We start from the raw sequence: 15,188 nt of genomic DNA, 5'->3' as shown, positions 1-15,188 counted from the left end.
TGGCAACGTTGTCCCTGGTCTTGCCACCGGCCCGTGGAAGAACTGCGCAGCGCGCAGTTCTTCCAACCCGAGTCCAGGGCTTGCCCTGGTCCGGGTCGAGGGGCGGATAGCCCCCGCGGGGCCCGGGGCAGCGCCCCGGCGCGGCGTCCCCAATCTGGGTCTTCGCCCGCGCGTCAACCGGAGAGCCCGACCCGCGCGAGGATCTGTCCGAGATCGTCGCCGTGGCTCGCGCGCGCGCCGAGCGATTCGAACAGCGCGACCTCGTGCGCCGCGGGCGCGCGCGGGCCCGTGACCATGTGCACCTGCATGCCGAGCGCGAGCGGAAGCGCGAGGTCGAGCTCGTAGATGTCGCCGCAGACGAGCACCTCCTCGGGCGCAACCCGCGTCTTTTGCAGGATACGCGCGATCGTCTCCCAGTAACGGCCGCGCCGCGGATACACGGGCCGTTCGAGGCCCGGCAAGCGAATCTCCGCGGGCACGGTGGAGAACCGCGCGTCCTCGGTCTCGGGCTCGGCCACCACGTATTTGCGCGCGTCGCCGTGCACCTCGATCTTCGAGAGCCCTTCGGGCGCGAGCGTCCGGAGCTTCTTCAGCGCCGCCTCCGTGCGCGCATTCGTCACGACGAACGTCGGCAGACCCGACGCCGCGAGCGCCTCGAGGACCTCCTTCGCGCGCGGCCGAAACGCGGTCAACGTGTGCTCGTAGGCGAGGTGATACAGGACCGTCAACACGGCCGCGCGGGTCGCTTCGCCGCGCAGCACGCCGTGCTTCTCGAAGAGGAGCTGCGCGATGGTGGTCGAGCGGATGTACGGATCGGCCCCGGCGGGCGCGACGATACGCCCGTCGTGGACCCAGCCGTAACGGCCGGGATTTCGCGCGATCTCGGCGGCGCGTTCTTCCCAGACAGCAACGTCCTCTCGACCGAGGAGATCAAAGACCGCATCCCGGTACACGTCCACGAACGGGGCGGCTTCTCGCTCGACGTCGGTGAACGTGCCGTCGAAATCGAGGATGATGCATTTCGTTGTCACGACGCTACCTCTGCTCAGAGACTGGTCTTCTCGCTCGTGAAATTGTCCCGGATCCACGTGGAGAAGCCGGGGATCTGGAGCCGCGCGAGCAGCGGCAGGAACGCTCGCTCCACGCGGTCTTCCCGCGCGACGAGGTGGAACGGGCGCACGCCGACGTCGTTCGACGCGAGCACGAAGGGCATGACCTCCGTCCGGCCCTCCTCGAACGCATCGAAGAGGAGCGACGCCTTGACGTAGGCCGCCGAGATCTCGAGGAACGCAGGCCGCACGCCGCGCAAATACCGGCTGAACGGCTCGGCGATCACGCGCTTCTGCGCCGAATCGGCGAGCCCCGCCGCCTCGAGCTGCCGTCGCAAGAACTCGCTCGCGCTCGCGCCAGGCATCTCCCGCGCCCGCCGCTCGCGCTCGTAGCCCTCGGCCACCACGACGAGCGCGTAGTCGGCCCGCGACAGCGCCGCCGCGGTCTCGCGCAGCACGGCATCCGGGAACTGGAAGAACGGCAGCACGATGAGGTGCGCGCGCGCCGCCACGCCGCAGTGCAGCGCATGCCGGCCGCTCCGGTTGCCCATCATCTCGAGCAGGTAGATCCGCTTGTGCGTGTAGGCGTCCTCGTAGAGCCCGCGCGCGATCGTCGCGCCCGCCTCGACGCCCGTGAGGAAGCCGATCGCCCGATCCCCAGCGAGGTCGTTGTCGATCGAGACGTTCATGAACCCCGTGGGCAGGCGCGGGTTCATCTCGCCGAGCAGCGCGCGCAGGCCCTCGAACGTGCCATTGCCGCCCACGCCGACGAGGTGGGAAAACCCCTGCGTTCGTAGGGTGTCCGCAGCCGCGCGGCGGTTTTGCCCGTCGTGGAAGCCGAGGTAGCGCTCGCTGCGGAAGTCGCTGCCCGCGTCGAGGACGCGGCGGCCCATGCTGCGCGCAGGGATGCCCTTGGCAAGCAGAGCGTAACGTTCCCGACGGCTCACGATGAGCCGCTCGAAGCGAGGCTCGCTCGTCGCGTCGTGCGTGAGCGAGCGGAAGCCCTCGGTCGCAGCCCAGACTTCGTAGCCACGCCGCGAAGCCTCCTCCGTGAGCGCGACAGCGACCGACGCGTACCCCGGCGCGTTGCCGCCATCAAACACGAGGAGCAGGCGCCGCTCCGACGGCGGCATCGCAGCAGGCGTCCCGAACTCCACGAGGTTCGTCATGCGGAGGCGCGTACCACGAACGGGGTGTGTGTTGGAAGATCGACCGGCACGGACGAGCCGGGGGTTCCCGCGGCGTAGCGCCGGGGTTTCACCCCGGACCCGAGCAGGGGCTATCCGCCCCTGCACCCGGACCAGGGCAAGCCCTGGACGCGGGGCGACAGCGCGCGATGCGCGCTGTCGACAGGGAGAAGGTTCCTAGCAGGCAAGGCAGCGCTGCTGTTTCAGCTGGCAAGGTCTTGATACCGATGCGTCGAGGACGGCAAGCGATCCTGGTCAATGAAGTTATCGCCCGAATTTGAAAAGATTATACACGTTTTCGAGGCGGGGCGTGTATTCTGCCCCTGGAGGTGACGACCTTGAAACGACGCATGTTCTTGCCGCTTTTCGCCCTCGTCCTCGGGCTCGCCGGCTGTGGCGACGACGTGGCCTCCGAGGAGGACGCGCGCCGCGCCTACGAAAGCCTCGACAAATCGATCGACAAGGCCATGCAGCTCGGCTTCCAGGGCTTCAACGCCGCGTCGAGCGCGAACATCGACCCGCAGATGGCCAATGGTGACAGGACGGGCACCATCACCATCAGCGGCAAGGTGGATCAAGGCGACTCGCCCAACAAGACCATGACCCTGAACGAGGCCTTGAAGGATTACTCCGACGACGGCGAGGTCACGTATAACACCTCGGGCACGGCGCCGGTCCTCGACCTGAAGCTTGCCGGCATTCCCGATGGCACGCTCAACGGCACGCTCAAGGGCTCGTTCACCATGTCGGGCGCTCTCGAAGGAAGCGTGACGCTGGACCTCACGCTCAGCGGCGAGCTTCAGCCCACGATGGCCGACCCGATGAAGATCGAGCGCAAGCCGGGGACGACGAAGATCACCGGGACCGCGACGTCCGAATACGGCACATACACCGTGAACCTCACCCGCTGACGATTTTCCTTCCCCGTCCCACCCTCCAAAGCGCATCGTTCCCTTCGTGCGCTCGCCTCGTTTTCTCGCCCTGCCCCTCGTCCTCACCGCGCTCGGACCCGGGTGCGGCGCGACGAACCCGTCGCCCGAGCCGCCGCCCGTGGTCCTCACGGACACCCCGAAGGCGCCGCCGCCTGCGCCCTCCGCGGCGTTCGCGGCCGAGGATCCGCCCGCGCCCGACCCCGAGCCCAAACCGGAGCCGCCGCCCGCGCCGAGCAATCCCGCAGAAAACCCCGCAACCTCGCCATGGCTCGCCGGGCCCACGAGCCCCGGCTCGTTCGCGCTCGAAGGCGGCCGGCTCGTCGTCAAGGAGCCCATCGAATTCGACACGGGCAAAGACAGCCTCAAGCCCACGAGCGGGCCAGCCCTCGATTTCGTGACCGCATTCCTCCAAGCCAAACCCGACCTCACGCTCCTCCGCATCGAAGGCCATTCCGACAGCCTCGGAAGCTCGGCCATGAACCTCGAGCTCTCGAGCCGCCGCGCACTCTCCCTCGCCCGGGCGCTCGTGTCGCGCGGCGTCGATTGCAAACGGCTCATCGCCGTGGGCTTCGGCGAGGTAAAGCCCATCGCCGACAACCGCACCGAGGAGGGGCGCAAGCAAAACCGGCGCATGGAATTCGTCGTGGCCGCGATCAAAGGCCGGCCCGTCATGAACATGCCGGTCGACGGCGGCGGACGCGTCGCCGGGGATACCTGCCAGTAGATCGCCGCCGCGCCGGGGCGCTGCCCCGGACCCCGCGGGGGCTGTTCGCCCCTCGACCCGAACCAGCGCAAGCGCTGGACTCGTGGTGGAAGAACTGCGCGGTGCGCAGTTCTTCCAACGGGCCGGTGGCAAGACCAGGGACAACGTTGCCAGTTGAAATGGCAGCGCGGCTGTCTCGATTGGCAGCGTCGCTCGCCAGTCTTGACTCGGCCTGTTCGATGAACTGCGCGTTGCGCAGTGCATCGACCCCGGGTCCAGCGCTTGCGCTGGTCCGGGTCCAGGGGCGGATAGCCCCGGTGGGGCCTGGGGCAACGCCCCAGCGACACGGCTCCCAGAGGATACGTCTGGCAGGACAACCGAGCGTCAATCCCCCCGCGCCAGCACCACGACGGAGTACCCGACGGCCGGGATGCGGCCTGGGTTGTGGTACGAGTGCCGCTGATCGCCGCGGAAGACCACGACGTCGCCTTCGGCGACCTGGAACTTCTCGCCTGCGACCCAGAGCTGGATCTCGCCTGCCTCGACCGTGAGGTATTCACGCGTCCCCGGCGTGTGCGGGACGCCCGTCATTCGGCCGGACGGGGCGACTTCGATGCGATCGATCTCCATCCCGGGAATGGCGTCCGGCAGGAGCTTCCGCACCAGGGCTTGCCCCGGCGTGCGCACGGGCAAGGTCTCGCGGGCATAGTGACGCGCGACGCTCCGTGGGGCGCTCAAGAGCTCCTCGATTGACACCTGGAGCGCGGATGCGGCGCGGTTCAGCACCGCGAGTGTTGGGTTCGCCTCGCCGGACTCGAGGTGCGCCCATGTCGCGCGCGGCACCCCGCCGAGCTTGGCCATCTGCTGTTGCGTGAGCCCCCGCGCCTCCCGGAGCTGCTTGACGTTCTTGGCGAGCCGGCCCGCGAGATCCCGATCCCCATCCATGGGCCCGAAGCAGAGCAGATTCCAACCCCTTGGCGCAAGCTCCAACGACTCGGCGCACGCTGAGGACAGGTCTCCTCACCTCGGGCCGCGACGTGATGCCTTGCCTCCTCGGATCGAGACCCCTCGCGCATCCCGATCGAGCCCTTGTAACGGAAGATCGTCCCGGATACGTTCCCGGCACAGGGATTGCTGGCGGGGAACATCATCATGAACGAGACGATTCAAAAATACATCGACGTGGCCGTGCAGCTCGGCATGAACGTGGGATTGAAGATCCTTGGGGCAATCGTCCTCTGGATCGTCGGCCGCCTCGTGATTCGCGCGGTGCGCGGCATTCTCGATCGCAACCTCCGGGCGCGGAAGATCGACGACACGGTCAGCAAGTATCTGAGCTCGGTCGCGGGCGTCTTGCTCAACATCCTGCTCCTCCTCTCGGTGCTCAGCATCTTCGGCATCGAGACGACGACGTTCGCGGGCCTGCTCGCGGCGGCGGGCGTGGCGATTGGCGTCGCGTGGTCGGGCTTGCTCGCGAACCTCGCGGCGGGTGTCTTCATGATCGTGCTCCGGCCCTTCAAGGTCGGCGATGACGTCATCGCGGGCGGCGTCGAGGGCACGGTGCACTCGATTGGCCTCTTCGTCACGACGATCGACACGCCCGACAACGTCCGGACCTTCGTGGGCAACGGCAAGATCTTCGGCGACACGATCAAGAACTTCTCCGAGAACTCCTACCGCCGCGTGGATCTCACCGTGCAGCTCTCGGGCCAGGCCGACGTGAACAAGGCCATCGCGGTGCTCAAGGAGAAGATCGCGACGATCCCGAACATCGCGAAGACGCCGACGCCGGTCGTCGAGCTGCAAACCTTCACGCTCGCCGGCCCTGTGATCGTCGTGCGGCCCTTCGCCCACCAGAGTCATTACGGGGCCGTGTATTCCGCGGCGATCCAGATCATCAACGAGGAGATCGGCAAGCTCGGCTTCCCGGCCCCGGCGAACCCGATCGTCATCACCGAGCACAAGAAGGCGGCCGCCGCCTGATTTCCGCTTCGTTTATCTCGCCCCCACGCGCGCCCGCGACAACCAGAATGTGACGTTCGGCCCATCGCGGCGACCGGGCGGCGTGTTTTGCCGGTCGTACATCACGAGCGGCACCTCCCCCTGCATCACGACCTCCGCGTCGAGCGTTTGCCGAAGCTCGCTGCACATCCCCGCGTACGCCTCGTCCGCGTTTTTCTGGGACCAACACGGCAAGCCCTCGTAGAGGTACAGGCAGGCCGGCGGGTCACGGAGCAGCTCTTCGAGCGGCTTTTCGATCTTCACCTCGGGGCTCACCCCCGGGGCGAACGCGGGGACGACACGATAACGATCGCTGCCGCGATCACGCCGCGCGCGCGCGCCGATCCGGGCGAAGCGAAGCTCTTTCGCCTGGGCATCCGCGCCGGCGTACTCGATCACGGTGCAGCCCTCGGGCACGATCTCGCGGGCTTTCTGCACGAATGCGTGCTCGCGCATCTCGGTATACCCGATGTCCTGGATCCACCCCCGATGCAGCAAGGGCGCCACGAGAAGCGCCCCGCACGCGACGTAGACACCCATGCGCCTCCGCTGCCAGAGCCACGACACCGCGATCGCGCCGAGGAAGAGGAAGGGCACGACGAGGTGCAGGTGATACCGCGGGCGCATCGTCTCCTCCATGACGAAGGCGTGCGCGATCGTGAAGATCGCGATCCAGCCGAGGAGAAACACGACGAGCCTGCGTTCCCCCGCGCGATACCCGAGGATCGCGCCGGCCACCGCCAGCACCACGAGCACGGGCGGCGTCACGGCGGGATCGGTGAGCACGAAGAGCTTCGGCACGAGAAACGCGCGCCCCGTGTCGAACAGCCAGCCCGGGGAAAAGAGGGCTGTCTTCACGGCCGCCTCGTTCGTCGAGAGAAACACCGGAAACACGAGCATGCCCATTCCGGCGACGACGAGCAGGCCGAGCACGCGACGCACCGGAGGCGCCGTCTCCGGGTGGAGCGAGACGACGGCGGCCATGTAGACGACGATGAACAGGATGTTCAGCGGCCGGAGCAGATACCCCGTGTAAAGCGCGGCCGGCAGGCAGGCAATCGCGACGATGCGGAAGACACGCGAGGGATCCCGCAGCCACGCGTGGATCAGCGCGAACGAGAGGGAGGTGATCACGAGCGAGGGGACGAACGCGTCCTCGCAGCGCGAGAAACGAATGTGCTGCGGCAAGAAGGCGACGGCGAACGCGGCGAAGAGGCCGGCGCGTGGATCGCGGAGGAGATACGTCGCGTGCCCGAAGAGCACGAGCGGCATCGCGGCCGCGTAACCGAAGTTCGTCCACGCGATGACGTCGGTCAGGTAAAACGGGCCGCCCGCGCGCGCGGCGATCGCTTCGAGCACGGGGCCATCGGCGACGGCGCGCACGTTCGGCCAGAGGCGCGTCCAGGGCCAGGCGCCGAGGAACGAAATCGGCGAGAGCCAGAACCGCGTGGCCGCGCCGGCGAGGACGATCGCGACGAGCGCCCCGCGGATCCACGCAGGCTCGTCTCGCGTGAGCCGCGCGGCGAGGATCGTGGCGAGCACGACGAACCCGAAGAGCGCGACGATCCCATCGAGATCCCCCCATTGCCCCGCAGAATACGCCGCCACGCGCGGCGAGCTCGTGGTCACGCCGGGCACGATCGACGTGGGCTTCGGGCGCGGCGGCTCGATCCACAAGCCTCCTCGATCGTTTCGCGCGAGAGCTTCGATCAGCGTCGCGACCGCCTTTTCGGCCGCGGGATCCTCCGTGGGATCCTGCACGGCCACGAAGCTCGACGAGCGCGGGGACGTGGGGCGCGTGGCCTCGTCTTCGGGGTGAACCAGGGTGACGCGGACCTCGCGCCCCTTCGGCTCACGCAGGCCGACGACGATCCGTTGCGGCTCGATGGAGACGTTCCAGAGCGCGAACCCCGCGGCGACCTCCTTGCCGAGCATGAAGGGGGCGAAGAGCGCGAGCACGTCCTTCTCGCGCCCGCCCGGCAGCATGTACGGATGCGCGAGGGCGCGCGGCGCCCAGGAAACGAGCGCAAGGACGAACAGCAGGAAGGACAGGGCAGCCCGGCGAAACGTCACGGGCCGAGCGTACTCGATCGCTGACCATGGGTCTCATCTGGGAGGCGCTGCGCTGGGGCGTTGCCCCAGGCCCCACCCGGGGCTATCCGCCCCGGGGCCCGGACCAGCGCAAGCGCTGGACCCAGGGTCGATGAACTGCGCGATGCGCAGTTCATCGAACAGGCCGAGGCAAGACCGGCGAGCGACGCTGCCCATCGAGACAGCCGCGCTGCCATTTCGATGGGCAACGCCGTCCCTGGTCTTGCCACCGGCTCGTGGAAGAACCGCGCATCGCGCGGTTCTTCCAACCCGAGTCCAGCGCTTGCGCTGGTTCGGGTCGAGGGGCGAACAGCCCCCGCGGGGTCCGGGGCGGCGCCCCGGCGCGGCGGCCCCAGGAAGAGACGAGATGCCGTCACTCACCACGCATACGCTTCGGGCGCGGCGCCCCCGGGGCCGGGGAAGATCTCGTCGAGCTTCTTCAGGGTCGCCGGGTCGAGCTTCAGATCGAGCGCGCGCACGGTGCCGTCGAGCTGCTCGATCGTACGTGGTCCAATGATCGGCGCGGTCACGACGGGCTGCGCGAGGAGCCACGCGAGCCCGACGTCGGCGGCGGGCTTGCCGAGACCTTCCGCGAGCGCCTCGAACTGCTCGAGTTTTTCGCGGTATTTGGCGAGGTTCTTCTGCGCGAAATCGGTGGCGAGCCGCCCTTCTTTTTCTTTCTTGAGGGCGCCGCCGAGGATGCCGCCCTTGAGCGGGCTCCACGGGATGAGGCCGAGCCCGTAGTGCTCACAGGCAGGGATCACTTCGAGCTCGATCGTGCGGTCGATCAAGTTGTAGAGGCTCTGCTCCGAGACGAGCCCCAGGAAATGGCGCGATTTCGCGGCCTCGTTCGCCTGCGCGATGTGCCAGCCGGCGAAATTCGACGAGCCCACGTAGATCACCTTGCCCTGCTGGACGAGGACCTCCATCGCTTGCCAGATCTCGTCCCACGGCGCATCGCGATCGACGTGGTGCATCTGGTAGATGTCGATGTGATCGGTCTGCAGTCGCCGGAGCGACTCCTCGCACGCCTGCCGGATGTGCAGCGCCGAGAGACGCGAGGTATTCGGCCAGTCGCCCATGCCGCCGTAGACCTTCGTCGCGATCACGGTCTTCTCGCGGCGCCCGCCTCCCTGGGCGAACCAGCGGCCAACGATCTGCTCCGTCCAGCCCTCGCCCTTCTTCCAGCCGTACACGTTGGCCGTATCGAAGAAGTTGATCCCGAGCTCGAGGGCGCGGTCCATGATGCGGAACGAGTCCTCTTCGCTCGTCTGGGGGCCGAAGTTCATCGTGCCGAGGCAAAGTCGGCTGACCTTGAGGGCCGTGCGGCCGAGTCGGGTGTATTGCATGGCGCGGGACGATACTCCCCGCGCGTGGGTCTGTCACCGGGGCACGTCAGAAGAGCGAGAGCTGGCGCCGCGCGCCCGTGACGTCGTCGAAATCGCGCCCGCCCGAGAGACGCAGCACCGCGTCGGCGATCGGCTTGATCTGATGCTCGACGTAATGCTCGTGGTCCAATGGGGACGAACGCGCGCGCGTGGGCTCGGGGCCGTTTTTCGTGACCACGTACGAGACGACGCGGCCCGCGTCCCCGCCGAGCCTGCGCGCCGCCTTCACGTGCGGCGGCGTGGTCTTCGTGTACGCGTCGAGCGGCTTGCGTAACGCCTTGCGGTAGACGAGCTCCGCGTCGAAGCGGCCCGCCCGGAGGTCCTCGACGAACGCGAGAACAAATGGCTCGACGGGGCGATCGTGAAAGACGCGATCCAGAAGCTCGCGCTGGAACCTGCGCGCGATCGCGCTCGTATCGCGCCGGACGGCTTCGAGGCCGACGATCTCGACCTCGCCGTCGCCGCTCGGTCGATACACGAGCCCCGCGTACCGCTTCTTGCTGCCCTCGGCGCGGCCGCGCATCTCGGGCAGGAAAAACCGCGCGTACATCTTCGCGAAGGCGAGATCGAGGTGGCTCTCGACAGAAAACGCGTGGCCGATCGCGCGATCGACCTCGCCGGCGATGTGCTCGCGGAGCACGTGCGCGTACGCCGCGGCTTTCTCGGGATCGGGCTCGCCCACGTCGACGAAGAGCGAGTCGGTGTCGCCATAAAGCACGCGATGGCCGGGGAGCGAGCCGGCGGCGCGGGCCGCGACGCGGATGACCCATTGCCCAGCGAGCGGGATCGCGCTCGCCACGGGCGGCGAAAAGAGGCGCGACGCGGGCGAGCCGAGGACGCCGTAGAGCGAGTTCATGAGGATCTTGATGGCCTGCGCGCGTCGCTCGTCGCCGCTCCGCCGCGCCTCCTGCCGCTCGTGGCCGAGCCGCGCCACGAGATCGGGCAGGATGCCGCGCTCGTCCCGCCGGAACGTCGCACCGCCGGGGACGTGGACGACGCTCGCATCCCCGGGTTTGCCCTCGCCTGCGAAGGTGAAGGGGTCGATGTTGAAGGTGCGGATGATGCTCGGATAGAGGCTCTTGAAATCGTAGACGAGGACGTTCCGGAAAAACCCGGGTTTTCCATCGAGGACGAGGCCACCCGCGAGCGGGGTCGCTTCGAGGTCGTCATCGCGGACGACCGAAGGCGCGACACGGCCGCGGCCCCGGAGCTCGCCGAGGTAGAGCGAATCCACGGCGGCGATCTGCGATCCGACGCGATCCGGCGGCATGCCCGTGAGCAGGCTGCGCTCGACGGCGAGCTCGACGAGGCCGAGCTTCTGCACGATCTCGAGGACCAGCCGAGCGTCTTCGAGGTTGTACGCGGCGAGCGCGGCGGGGTCGTCGCGGAAGGCGGTCTCGATGGCGTCGGCGCGTCCCTCGGGGCCAAACAGTTTTCCGCGGCCGAGGATGGCGCGCGCCGCGGTCTCCAGGCGATAGTCGTCGAGCCGCACGAACGCGCCACGCACGAGCGCGAGCCCGTCGAGCACGACGCGGCCGGGGACGAACGCGCGCGCCTCGCGGGTGAAGCCGGGATCACGGCGGATCGTGGGGTTGCCCGAGGCGCGGCCGAGCGAGCACGGGAGGCGCGCGCGGCGGGCGAACGCGACGAGCTGCGGGAGGTCGAAATCGGGCAGGCTCCAGCCGGTGAGCACGTCGGGGTCGGCTTTTTGTACGTGCTCGAAGAAAGCGGCGAGGAGGGAACGTTCGTCGGGGAAAACGTCTACCGAGGCGGGCAAGTTCGTCGCAGCGCCGCCTTGCATCAGAAAGACGCGCTCGCCGCCTTGCCCCGCGGCGGCGATGGAGAAGAGGTGGGCGCCGTCGAGGCTCGTCTCGATGTCGAACGAGAGCACGGAGAGGCGCGGGACGAACGAGGCCGGCTCGATGTGCGGGTTCACGTAGACGCGCCCGACGCCGCGGCGGCGCTCGAAAGGGCCCTCGACGGAGAAGGCGCCGCGGATGCCGTGATCCACGAGGAAACGCTGCACGAAACGCACGTCCGCTTCGAGCGGGATCACGCCGCTCGCGACGAGGGACGATCGAAGCGCGGCGAGACGCTCGGGGTTCGGGGCCTCGATTCGCAAGACGGGATCTCCGGCGAACGAGACGAGGGGCGTTTCGGACAGGCGCTCGCTCGCGACGCGGCGCGCCACGGTCGCGTCCTCCACGCGGACGAACAGATACGGCCGATGCTGATCGTGCACGAGGAGCGCGGGCTCGCCGCACGCGAGGACGGCGTACAAATGCACCTCGGTCCGATCGTCGTGGATCCGGTAGGTCGGAGTCAGGATGAATCCGCGTTCGGCGTTCACACGCGTCGTCCCGGAGCGTCTACCCGTTCGATGGTACGACGCTGTAGACCACGGCACGGCATTGGTTGCAAGCGGCAGGCCGTGCCGCGCTGCGGCATGACGTTATGGATCGAAGTTCCCGGACGAACCACCCGGACGGAGACGTCGAAACGCGGCTCACCTGTTGAATCCGCGTGCTCGCGTGTGGACGTGGGTGTATCGTCGTGACCGTACTTTCACCTGGAGCTCAAACGATGGGCCACGATCTTCGCCTGAACCGGAGGCAATTCATCGAGATGGGAGCGTCGAGCATCGCGGCGGCCTCGGCAAGCGGGTTCTTGCTCGGCTGCGCGGGGCAGGCGCTCGAAAAGCCCACCATGGCCGCGGCCGTGCCCTCGGCCGACGCGCCGCGGGTCTCGTATTTCAGCCGGTTCGGCGTGGACGAGGGGATGATCCGCGACGCGCTCGCGGAGGCGCTCTCGCGCGGCGCCGATCACGCCGACCTCTTCTTCCAGCACCGCGTCACCAATGGATTGCAGCTCGAAGACGGCGAGGTGAACCGCGCCTACACGCGCGTCGAGCTCGGCGTGGGCGTGCGCGTGGTGCGCGGCGATCAGACGGGCTACGCGTACACGGAGGAGCTCACGCGCGAGGCGATCAAACGCGCGGCGCAGACGGCGGCGGCGGTCGCGGACGGGCCGGCGCGGCCCGTGCCCACGGCGTTCGCGGTCGGGACGGCGCTGCCGCAGAGGTACGCGCTCGACGTGCCCTGGGACGGCATCAAGCCCGGGCAGAAGCTTCCGATCCTCGACGGCGTGAACGCGGCGATCTTCAAGGCGGATGGCCGCATCAAGAAGGTGAGCGTCACCTTCATGGACGAGGCGGGCGCGATCCTCATCGCCGACAGCCAGGGGCGGCTCGTCGAGGATTTCCAGCCGATGACGATCCTCGGCGTCTCGTGCGTCGCCGAGCAAGGCGGTCGCAAGGAGACGAACGGCTACAACGTGGCGGGCCGGCGGGGGCTCGATTTTTATTCGGCCGAGACCGTGGGTCGCGTGGTGCGCGAGGCGGTCGCGCGGACGACCGTGCTCTTCGAAGCGGTCCCGGCGCCGGCCGGGGAGATGCCCGTGGTGCTCGCGGCCGGCTCGTCGGGCATCCTCCTGCACGAGGCGATCGGCCACGGCATGGAGGCCGATTTCAATCGCAAGGGCACCTCGATCTACGCGGACAAGATCGGCAAGCCCATCGCCAAGCCCTTCGTGAACATCGTCGACGACGCGGCGCAGCCCTACGCGCGCGGCGCGATCAACGTGGACGACGAGGGCAACCCCGCGGGCACGACGACGCTCGTCGATCGGGGCATCCTCGCGACGTACATGCACGACTCCATCTCGGCGAAGCACTACGGCCTGAAGCCCACGGGCAACGGCCGGCGGCAGAGCTACCAACACCCGCCGATGCCGCGCATGCGCGCGACGTACATGCTGCCCGGGCCGCACGAGCACGACGAGATCCTGTCCTCGGTCAAGCGCGGCATCTACTGCCAGAGTTTTTCCAACGGCCAGGTCCAGATCGGCGCCGGCGATTTCACGTTTTACGTGAAGAACGGCTTCCTCATCGAGGACGGCAAGCTGACGCGGCCGATCAAGGACGTGAACATCATCGGCAACGGCCCCAAGGTGCTCGAGCGCATCGACATGGTCGGCAAGGACCTCGTCATCGACGAGGGCGGCTGGACCTGCGGCAAGGACGTGCAGAGCGTGCCCGTCTCGCAGGGCCTTCCCACGGTGCGCGTCTCCTCGATCACGGTGGGCGGCCAGGGCGACAAGGCGAGCGCGAAAGGCTGAGGGAGCGTCATGACGAACGAAGCCATGCTGAAGATCGCCAGGGATGCCGTTTCTCTTGCCAAACAAAAAGGCGCGACCGAAGTCGCGGCCGTCGCGCGGGTGAAGCGGGAGGTCGACGTCACGTGGCGCGACGGCAAGCTGGAGAAGATCACGGAGGCGACGAGCCGCGGGCTCGACGTGCGGCTCTTCGTCGACGGGCGGTATTCGGCCTGCTCGACGAGTGATCTGCGCCCCGAGGGCCTCGCGTCGTTCCTGGAGAACGCCATCGGCCTCACGCGCACGCTCGCGAAAGATCCGCACCGGAGCCTGCCGGATCCCGCGCTTTATTCGAAGGCGGCGCCGGAGGGCCTGTCGCTCGCCGATCCGCGGATCGAGAGCATCACCGCGCTCGACCTGCGCCGCACGGCGCAGGGCATTGAAGAGGCGGCGCGATCCGTCAAGGGGAGCGAGGCGATCCTGAGTGTCTCCACGAATGGCTACCATGCGCGGAACGAGACGACGCAGGTGCATTCGAACGGGCTCGAAGCGAGCTTCGCGGGCACGGAGTTCTCGATCTCGGCCGACGTGAGCATCAAGGACGACGACGGGCGGCGGCCCGAGGAGGGCGAGTACGCCTATGTGCGGATGTACGCGGACCTGCCCGACCCGGCCTCCGTGGGACGCCGCGCGACCGAGCGGGCGCTCGCGCGGCGCGGCTCCAAGAAGGGCCCCTCGGCCGTGATGCCGGTGATCATCGACAACCGCGCCTCGGGCCGCTTCGTGAGTTACTTGCTCCGCCCGCTCAGCGGCGCCGCGCTGCAGCAGAAGCGCTCGTTCCTGGAAGGGTTCGTGGGCAAACCGTTCGGCAGCGACAAACTAGATTTCGCGGACGACCCGCTCCTGCCGAAGGGGCTCGGCACGCGGCCGTTCGACAGCGAGGGCATGGCCGCGCGGCGATTGCCGATGTTCGAGAAGGGCGTCCTCAAGAACCATTACATCGACACGTATTACGGCAAGAAGCTCGGCATGGCCCCGACCACGGGCAGCTCGACGAACCTCGCCTGGAAGCTCGGCACGAAGACACAAGCCGCGCTCGCGCTCGACGTGAAGGATGGCCTGCTCGTCACGTCGTTCCTCGGCGGGAACTCGAACGACGCGACCGGCGATTTCTCGCTCGGCGTGCAGGGCTTCGTGATCCGCGGCGGCAAGATCGCCGAGCCGATCGCCGAGATGAACATCGCCGGTCGCCACGTCGACGTGTGGAAGCGCCTCATCGCCGTCGGGAACGATCCCTTCCTCTACTCCTCGGGCCGCGCCCCCACGCTCGTCTTCGACGGTCTGCAGGTCGCAGGGACCTGATCCCTCTCAGAGGGTGTTCCACCGGGTTGCGCGGGGCTTTGCCCCGCACCCCAGAAGGGGGCTGTCCGCCCCCTTCACCCCGGACCAGGCACGGCCTGGACCGAGGGCCGAGAAACCGCGCGATGCCCGGTTTCTCGGACGGACCCGGGGCAAGACCACGAGCGGCGTTGCCAGCTGAGACAGCAGCGCTGCCCTGCTCGCCAGAAGCATTTTCCCTGTCGACAGCGCGCATCGCGCGCTGTCGCCCCGGGTCCAGCGCTTGCGCTGGTCCGGGTCCAGGGGTGGACAACCCCTGGTCGGGTCCGGGGTGAAACCCCGGCGCT

Annotated in this window: 11 protein-coding genes; 5 read left to right on the top strand and 6 right to left on the bottom strand. The window is 68.3% G+C overall.

What is annotated here, in order from left to right; all coding sequences use genetic code 11:
- Window positions 1-173 precede the first annotated feature (173 nt).
- Entirely contained in the window at window positions 174-1,031 is an 858-nt protein-coding gene (locus KEG38_RS51205; protein ID WP_272428241.1) for an HAD family hydrolase, read from the bottom strand.
- Between the two features lie 14 nt (window positions 1,032-1,045).
- Window positions 1,046-2,218 carry a 6-phosphofructokinase gene (locus KEG38_RS51200; RefSeq protein ID WP_272428240.1) on the bottom strand — a complete coding sequence of 391 codons (1,173 nt, stop codon included), beginning with the start codon at window positions 2,216-2,218 and terminating at the stop codon, window positions 1,046-1,048.
- Window positions 2,219-2,574: 356 nt separating this feature from the next.
- On the opposite strand from KEG38_RS51200, the gene KEG38_RS51195 reads away from it, so the two are divergent.
- Both KEG38_RS51195 and KEG38_RS51190 read left to right on the top strand, forming a co-directional pair.
- A complete protein-coding gene (locus tag KEG38_RS51195; protein ID WP_272428239.1) occupies window positions 2,575-3,147 on the top strand; it encodes a hypothetical protein in 573 nt (190 codons plus the stop codon).
- 46 nt (window positions 3,148-3,193) lie between these two features.
- Window positions 3,194-3,892, top strand: a complete 699-nt coding sequence (locus KEG38_RS51190) for an OmpA family protein (RefSeq protein ID WP_272428238.1) — start codon at window positions 3,194-3,196, stop codon at window positions 3,890-3,892.
- A gap of 363 nt (window positions 3,893-4,255) precedes the next feature.
- Here KEG38_RS51190 and KEG38_RS51185 read toward each other — a convergent pair whose 3' ends face one another.
- Window positions 4,256-4,816, bottom strand: a complete 561-nt coding sequence (locus KEG38_RS51185) for a helix-turn-helix domain-containing protein (RefSeq protein ID WP_272428237.1) — start codon at window positions 4,814-4,816, stop codon at window positions 4,256-4,258.
- 207 nt (window positions 4,817-5,023) lie between these two features.
- Between KEG38_RS51185 and KEG38_RS51180 the strand changes: the two genes are divergently transcribed.
- Entirely contained in the window at window positions 5,024-5,854 is an 831-nt protein-coding gene (locus KEG38_RS51180; protein ID WP_272428236.1) for a mechanosensitive ion channel family protein, read from the top strand.
- A gap of 12 nt (window positions 5,855-5,866) precedes the next feature.
- On the opposite strand, the gene KEG38_RS51175 is transcribed toward KEG38_RS51180, so the two are convergent.
- The 3 genes from KEG38_RS51175 to KEG38_RS51165 all read right to left on the bottom strand — a co-directional run bounded on the left by KEG38_RS51175 (window position 5,867) and on the right by KEG38_RS51165 (window position 11,701).
- Window positions 5,867-7,945 carry a glycosyltransferase family protein gene (locus tag KEG38_RS51175; protein WP_272428235.1) on the bottom strand — a complete coding sequence of 693 codons (2,079 nt, stop codon included), beginning with the start codon at window positions 7,943-7,945 and terminating at the stop codon, window positions 5,867-5,869.
- A gap of 395 nt (window positions 7,946-8,340) precedes the next feature.
- Window positions 8,341-9,312: an aldo/keto reductase gene (locus tag KEG38_RS51170; RefSeq protein ID WP_272428234.1), complete on the bottom strand. Its 972-nt coding sequence runs from the start codon at window positions 9,310-9,312 to the stop codon at window positions 8,341-8,343.
- A gap of 46 nt (window positions 9,313-9,358) precedes the next feature.
- Window positions 9,359-11,701: a DNA polymerase II gene (locus KEG38_RS51165; RefSeq protein ID WP_272428232.1), complete on the bottom strand. Its 2,343-nt coding sequence runs from the start codon at window positions 11,699-11,701 to the stop codon at window positions 9,359-9,361.
- Between the two features lie 233 nt (window positions 11,702-11,934).
- Here KEG38_RS51165 and KEG38_RS51160 point away from each other — a divergent pair, with 233 nt between their 5' ends.
- Both KEG38_RS51160 and KEG38_RS51155 read left to right on the top strand, forming a co-directional pair.
- Window positions 11,935-13,527 (top strand): TldD/PmbA family protein, encoded by a 1,593-nt coding sequence (locus KEG38_RS51160; protein WP_272428231.1) that lies wholly within the window; start codon window positions 11,935-11,937, stop codon window positions 13,525-13,527.
- Window positions 13,528-13,536: 9 nt separating this feature from the next.
- The gene (locus tag KEG38_RS51155; RefSeq protein ID WP_272428230.1) at window positions 13,537-14,865 is read left to right on the top strand and encodes a TldD/PmbA family protein; all 1,329 of its coding nucleotides are present in this window, start codon (window positions 13,537-13,539) and stop codon (window positions 14,863-14,865) included.
- Window positions 14,866-15,188 lie beyond the last annotated feature (323 nt).

The sequence above is a fragment of the Polyangium jinanense genome (assembly GCF_028435265.1).
GTDB lineage: Bacteria > Myxococcota_A > Polyangia > Polyangiales > Polyangiaceae > Polyangium > Polyangium jinanense.
Note: the sequence above shows the minus strand (reverse complement) of the source record. Positions and strands in the feature narration are given on the sequence as shown.